This is a genomic window from Arthrobacter sp. 05T423 (genome assembly GCF_056396245.1).
In genome coordinates this window covers 1-4457 of sequence record NZ_JBFTLC010000069.1, presented here as the reverse complement: position 1 = coordinate 4457, position 4457 = coordinate 1, and the positions used below count along the sequence as shown (strand labels likewise).

Below are 4457 nucleotides of genomic sequence, written 5' to 3'. Positions count from 1 at the left end.
CCTACGACGAACTCGGCATCGATCATTACGACAAAACAAACCCCGAACGCGCCAGAAATCGCCTCCAACGCCGAATGCTCGCGCTCGGATTCGAGCCCAACCTCACCCCAATTTCCCCAGGKAGGTCACCTTCGTTTTCTTAGTAGACAGTACGCACGTTCGTGGCCAACGGACACGGCTTCTCCATCCTGCACCAACGGCCGCGGCACGACCTGACGTACGACGGCAACCGTTTGGCCGCCGTCCGGATACAGGGCGCCGTGCCGGAGCTGCGCACCGTAGTGGCCCGCCTGCGGAGTCAGCCCGCTACGATCCGGATGAAGGTCGTCGCCGAAGCTGTGAAACGACAAGTCACCGGGGCCGACTGGACGGCACCAGAATCCACCTGACCTAGGCTGCCGTTCACGCTGGACGGTTCTCCCGATGCCCCAGAACCGACCAGAGTAGAGCCCGCGACTTCTCGCAACTACTTCTGCTCCCGTGGGTTGAACGTCGATAATTTAGATTCGTCAGGCTATCGTTCGACTTCGGGCGAGAGGTCACGATCTTTCCGAGACCGGCAGCGAAGTTTTGAAAGAATGGCCAGCATGGATAAACGTGCTGAGGCTGGGATCGACGTTCGACCGGAATCGGTCCTGGTTGTTCGCGTGGAGCTGGTCGACAGCGAGCCAGAAATCTGGCGTCAGCTGGACGTGCGCGGCTCCCAGACTCTTGACCAGGTCCACCAGGTCCTGCAAACTGTCTTTGGCTGGGAGGACATGCACCTGCACAGGTTCACAGCCGATGATCCCTTCGCGCCGCTGCGGCACGTCGACGGCGAAATTCCAGAAGCCCTGCAGTGGCTTCCAGCGCAGGAGGGCGACGAACCGGACGACAGGCCAGAGGGAGAATCTTCCCTGACCAACTGCTGGCGCTGGGTGCCGGCGCAGCGCTTTATGAATACGACTTCGGAGACAGCTGGCTGCACCGGCTTGAGCTGGTTTCGCAACGTCCCGCGACCGAAGGCACTCCGCCGGCCCGGCTGATTGACGGGCCCCCTGGAAGATTCGGGAGGATTTCCAGGGTACGAGGAGATCATGGATGCCCTGGCGGACCCGTCGCATCCTGACCACGCGGAACACTTCCTGTGGGTGGTAGAGATGCCCGGTTCAGATGAACCTTTTAACCTGCCTTCCTGGACATCCCGGCCGTGAACCGGGCGCTGGCGAAACAATTCTCTGGGAACTGCCGACGCGGTCCGCGGCTCAGCCGAGGACCTACAAGCCCCAAAAGGCTGGAGGCTTTCGTACCCTCAAGGAGTTCCATGGCGGATCTTGTCCCGGAGTATCTGACCTATGACTACCGCTGCACGTTCCGCGGGTTCCCGGGGTGCGCCATGACCGGGACGACTACCCGATGTTCTTGACCGTCAGGGTCAAGGGCCGGGTCTGGGATGACGGCGATGACGGCGGCGACGGCAAGGAAGTGTCCGTGGGCGAGGCCGAGCTGTACATCGTGCCCGACGCGGGGATTATTGACCTGTTCCTGACCTTGGACGCGGTGAACCAGGAAGTGGCAAACGTCGGTGAGATGCTGACGATCAACCGCCCGGACCTGATCCAGCCAGCAGTCCCATTTGGGAGACAAGGTCCTTGCCAAGCCATAGTCTTGGTCGGAGGGCGGGGTGGACTCCAGACCGTCCCGTAAGCCGGTCCTCCAACGTGGCACCTCCCGTCTCCTCCCCTGTCATCTAGCCAAATTCGAGGGCGTGAATAGAAGATCCTGCTTGTCAGCTATCTCTCGGTGGGGTCCTCGAGTCCGAAAGGCGGCACGACTTTCGAACCTGTGCCGTTCACAGGCACCCCAGGGGCTATGAATGCGGGCCCCTGGCCTGTAAAGACTGCATTCTCTGGCCGACACTGCGTAGCTGGATCAGCCCGTGCGCGCGAGGCAGTGTCGCTCTTGGCCTAGCTCCAGCGGGCTTTTTCTAGGGCGGGGTAACCGCCAAGAATTTGGGCCTCACGAAAAGGCCCGACATCGGCGGTCCCGGACGAGCCCGCACGTTGCGCTGCAGTTGGCGGGTTGTACATCAGGCGATGCGAGCATGCCGCCTCAGCGCGTTGCATGGCACGACGTTGCCTGGCTGCCTGCGATGGCCCGCGGTCCCTTGGCAACCCTTCCCGTCTACAGCCGGCACCGATGCTGCCGAAAACGACCAGGCCGACGCGGACCCTGAACAGAGGAAGTGCCGGAAGGTCTGGGCGGGATGAGCCATCGCAGGAGTGGCCGGACTCCCGTTGCCTTTTCACGCGGCTGCAGGCTCGGGTTTCTGAGGCGCGGGATGCGGTATGCGGGTGATTTGGAGGTCGTTCATGTCCAGCAGTCGACGTTCGCCCAGTGTCCGTTCCCGAATCCAGAACAGCCCCATGGCGGGTAAGAGGTCGGTAATGATTCCCGTTTGTAACATCTTGCCAGCCTGCCAGGCGTGTATCTGCTCGCCGACGCACAGGTCCGCGCCGTCATGAACGATTAGCTTCGGATCGAAAATCATGCTGCTACTCCTTCATGCAGCCGCCGGCTGCCTTAGAAGATGACATAGAGTTTGCGCAGTGTCTCGTGCAGTTCCCAGTTGCCGCTCCAGCCGCGGGGGATGAAGACCGTATCGCCGGGGCCAACAAGCTCAGGCTTTCCGCCGTCGGGCGTGATGGTCATCGAGCCGGAGAGAACGTGTACGAATTCGTTTGTTTCAAGGACCCAGCGGGAGGGTCCTTGGGTGCATTCCCAGATGCCGGATTCCGAGCCGTTGTCGTCTTTCCACAGGTAGCGTCCGCGGGTGTCCATCTGCTGTCCGGTCGCTTCAGGGCATGGGCCCCAATCGTCGAGTACCGTAACGTTCCGCGCGTCGCGGATCAGGTGGGCTGGAATCGAGGCTGTCTTTTCAGTCATGGATCTTGCCTTTCGTCGGGCTGTTGGTCGCTTCTGGGAATGGATTTTCAAGGTGTGGTGCCAAGGTGGTCAAAGTGCCTCATAAGGAGGTTCGGACCACTCCCTGGATGAGGGCTGATTCCGGCTTCGAACTCAGGAAGGGCGTGTCCCCTCCCCCACCGCGCAACCGGCGAGATGTTCAGTCGATTGCGGGCTTATGCATACGCCGCAAGCTGCCGGGAACCGCGGATGTCCCCGTTGGCGTTCAGGACTACGCTTCGCCGGTTCCCGGAACAGGAGTGGTTCTTGGCCGGAAGGCGCGTCCTGGATGCAGCCGGCACCTTTCCGGGGCCGCGTTTTTGGGGAGAGCACCGCGCACCTCTAGGTTCAGATTTCGGAGTATCGGAAGGAGTGCGATTCCAGGCCTTCGGGGTTGGGGCCGTAAATGGTCACCATGCGTGCGTATACGGGGGCCCAATACCTGCCCTTTCTCCCGGGATTTACCCGCGCCGCATCTCCGGGCCTCAGGATGACGGTCTTGCCGTCACTTTCGATGTGGAGTTCGCCTTCCAGTACGAAGTTGGTCTCGGTGTGGGGGTGGAAGTCCTCCCAGGCGCAGGAATGCAGCTCCCACTCCGAAAGTATGAAATCGTCCCATCGGCCTGCTGAGGGATGGGAATTGATGAACCTGCAGCTCAGTCCCTGCCATTCGTCCTTCATGGCCTTCATGGACTGTGCCGGCCAGAAATCGATTGTTTCCCCCGTCGTCACTGTCGAGGGCTGAGGGGTGGTGGTCGCCATTGTCTTAAACCATTTCTTCAGTGGGAACCCACATTGCGGGTGATGTCATCAAGCTCGTCTGGCGTTCTCGTGATGCGGATCACTTCGCCTGCCAGTACTCTTACATGGACACCCGTCCTAGTCAACAGTCTCACTTCCCTCACCCGCCGGGCGGCCGAAAAGGCGCCCAGTGGGGGAGCCTTCGCATGGCCGCGGCCCGGACGATACTTCAGCAAAGTTGGATTTCTTTCGTCATGGACCGTTGACTTAGACCTATGTCCATGTCACAGTTTTGGGGACGAACTAAGTGACTGGCATCACACGGAAGAGGCTCGAAGAAGAGCCACGCCGGACCCTCAGAGTCAGGGGATGCCGGGTTAGCGGACGATCCTCCGTGATTCCTGACCGGACTCTGGTTGATCTTCAGCACAGTCTCACTTGCACCCCCCAAGGTGATCGGTTCTGACGACGATGAACAGTCCTGACACATCACTCACATCAACTATTCACACAGGAGCGACCATGGAAACCCTCGTAGGAACTCTGAGCAAGGCCGGATCCATCCATAAGGTAGTTGGCGGCTACGTCGGTCTGCCGTCAATGAATGAGCCCGGGACGGTCGCCGCAATCGGCGACTCCCTCCACAACCCTGAAGGGTCGGTTATGAGCGCCGGCTTCTTCGAGCTGAAGGCCTCCGAACCCCTGGTGTACACGTACACCTACGACGAAATGAAGGTGGTCGTAGCCGGTGAGTTCATCCTCACCGACGAGGC

General features: G+C 60.6%; 8 protein-coding genes. 5 read left to right on the top strand and 3 right to left on the bottom strand.

Annotated features, from left to right (window positions below; genetic code table 11):
• Positions 1 to 161: 161 nt before the first annotated feature.
• The 4 genes from AC1DFE_RS23745 to AC1DFE_RS23730 all read left to right on the top strand — a co-directional run bounded on the left by AC1DFE_RS23745 (position 162) and on the right by AC1DFE_RS23730 (position 1686).
• On the top strand, positions 162 to 389 hold the full coding sequence (locus AC1DFE_RS23745) for a hypothetical protein (RefSeq protein WP_476908284.1): 228 nt from the start codon (positions 162 to 164) through the stop codon (positions 387 to 389).
• Positions 390 to 578: 189 nt separating this feature from the next.
• The gene (locus AC1DFE_RS23740; protein ID WP_476908283.1) at positions 579 to 1025 is read left to right on the top strand and encodes an IS1096 element passenger TnpR family protein; all 447 of its coding nucleotides are present in this window, start codon (positions 579 to 581) and stop codon (positions 1023 to 1025) included.
• Positions 1026 to 1076: 51 nt separating this feature from the next.
• Positions 1077 to 1193 (top strand): hypothetical protein, encoded by a 117-nt coding sequence (locus AC1DFE_RS23735; protein ID WP_476908282.1) that lies wholly within the window; start codon positions 1077 to 1079, stop codon positions 1191 to 1193.
• A gap of 175 nt (positions 1194 to 1368) precedes the next feature.
• Entirely contained in the window at positions 1369 to 1686 is a 318-nt protein-coding gene (locus AC1DFE_RS23730) for a hypothetical protein (RefSeq protein WP_476908281.1), read from the top strand.
• A 598-nt stretch (positions 1687 to 2284) separates the two neighbouring features.
• Here AC1DFE_RS23730 and AC1DFE_RS23725 read toward each other — a convergent pair.
• The 3 genes from AC1DFE_RS23725 to AC1DFE_RS23715 all read right to left on the bottom strand — a co-directional run bounded on the left by AC1DFE_RS23725 (position 2285) and on the right by AC1DFE_RS23715 (position 3705).
• Complete coding sequence (locus tag AC1DFE_RS23725) at positions 2285 to 2530, bottom strand: hypothetical protein (protein WP_476908280.1); 246 nt, start codon at positions 2528 to 2530, stop codon at positions 2285 to 2287.
• A 32-nt stretch (positions 2531 to 2562) separates the two neighbouring features.
• A complete protein-coding gene (locus AC1DFE_RS23720) occupies positions 2563 to 2925 on the bottom strand; it encodes a cupin domain-containing protein (protein WP_476908279.1) in 363 nt (120 codons plus the stop codon).
• Positions 2926 to 3291: 366 nt separating this feature from the next.
• Positions 3292 to 3705 (bottom strand): cupin domain-containing protein, encoded by a 414-nt coding sequence (locus AC1DFE_RS23715; RefSeq protein ID WP_476908278.1) that lies wholly within the window; start codon positions 3703 to 3705, stop codon positions 3292 to 3294.
• Positions 3706 to 4206: 501 nt separating this feature from the next.
• On the opposite strand from AC1DFE_RS23715, the gene AC1DFE_RS23710 reads away from it, so the two are divergent.
• A partial coding sequence (locus AC1DFE_RS23710) for a cupin domain-containing protein (protein ID WP_476908277.1) occupies positions 4207 to 4457 on the top strand: 251 nt, incomplete at its 3' end.

Coding starts and splice junctions, on each gene's coding strand:
- AC1DFE_RS23740 (WP_476908283.1), top strand. CDS start 579: ATGGCCAGCATGGATAAACGTGCTGAGGCTGGGATCGACGTTCGACCG.
- AC1DFE_RS23735 (WP_476908282.1), top strand. CDS start 1,077: ATGGATGCCCTGGCGGACCCGTCGCATCCTGACCACGCGGAACACTTC.
- AC1DFE_RS23725 (WP_476908280.1), bottom strand. CDS start 2,530: ATGATTTTCGATCCGAAGCTAATCGTTCATGACGGCGCGGACCTGTGC.
- AC1DFE_RS23720 (WP_476908279.1), bottom strand. CDS start 2,925: ATGACTGAAAAGACAGCCTCGATTCCAGCCCACCTGATCCGCGACGCG.
- AC1DFE_RS23715 (WP_476908278.1), bottom strand. CDS start 3,705: ATGGCGACCACCACCCCTCAGCCCTCGACAGTGACGACGGGGGAAACA.